Source organism: Mitsuaria sp. TWR114 (genome assembly GCF_007997345.1).
On record NZ_VOSR01001114.1, the window covers coordinates 1 to 980 of the forward strand.

At 66.3% G+C, this 980-nt stretch carries 2 pseudogenes; both read right to left on the bottom strand.

Annotation, left to right across the window (positions count from 1 at the left end):
- Positions 1–320 (bottom strand): annotated as a pseudogene (truB, locus tag FUT87_RS27960) (tRNA pseudouridine(55) synthase TruB); the annotation flags it as partial.
- Positions 321–370: 50 nt separating this feature from the next.
- Positions 371–750: pseudogene (gene rbfA, locus FUT87_RS27965) on the bottom strand (30S ribosome-binding factor RbfA).
- Positions 751–980: the final 230 nt, after the last annotated feature.

Below are 980 nucleotides of genomic sequence, written 5' to 3' on the forward strand. Positions count from 1 at the left end.
GCGACGGCGTCGCGCTGCTCGAGGATCCCGCCCTCGCCATCGCCGGTGGTCGTGGTGATGCCCAGCCGCAGCGTCGCGCGGTAACCCTTGTCGGCCTCCAGCGAGACCTGGCTGAACTTGGTCGCCGCGCCGAAGGTCAGCGGCAGCAGCCCGGTCGCCAGCGGATCCAGCGTGCCGGTGTGGCCGGCCTTCTCGGCGCGCAGCAGGCGCTTGACCTTCTGCAATGCGTCATTGCTGGTCAGGCCGAGGGGCTTGTCCAGCATCAGCACGCCATGCACGGCGCGCTTCACGATCTTGGGGCGGGGGGCTACTGCGCTCATCACGGTGCGGCGCCCCTCGCGGGGCGTCGTCTGTCAGTCTCGGAGGACGCTCAGTCCTCGGTGGTCTCGTCGTCCTTGGCTCGGTCGGAATTCGCCTTGGCGATCAGGGCGCTCATCTCGGCGGCGCGTTCGGTCGTGCGGTCGAAGTGGAAATGCAGGCTCGGCACGGTATGGATCTGCAGGCGCTTGAACAGGCCGTTGCGGAGGAACCCCGCCGCCTCGTTCAAGGCCTCGCCGGTGGCCTTCTGATCGCCGACCAGCAGCGAATAGAACACCTTGGCATGCGCGTAGTCGGGCGTGACCTCGACGCGCTGATCGTCACCATGCCGATGCGCGGGTCCTTCAACTCGCGGATCAGCTCGGCCAGGTCGCGCTGGATCTGGTCCGCCACGCGCAGACCGCGGTTGGGGATCGATCGCTTGTGACGCATGGCTCTTTCCTCACTCTCTCAAACAACAAAGCCCGGCGGGGGTGACCCGCCGGGCGTGGAGCGGCGGCAGGCTGGGTTACAGCGTGCGCGCCACTTCCTTGATTTCGAAGACTTCCAGCTGGTCGCCTTCCTTGATGTCGCTGTAGTTCTTCAGCTTGATACCGCACTCGAAGCCTTCGCGGACTTCCTTGACGTCGTCCTTCAGGCGCTTGAGCGACTCGATCTCGCCG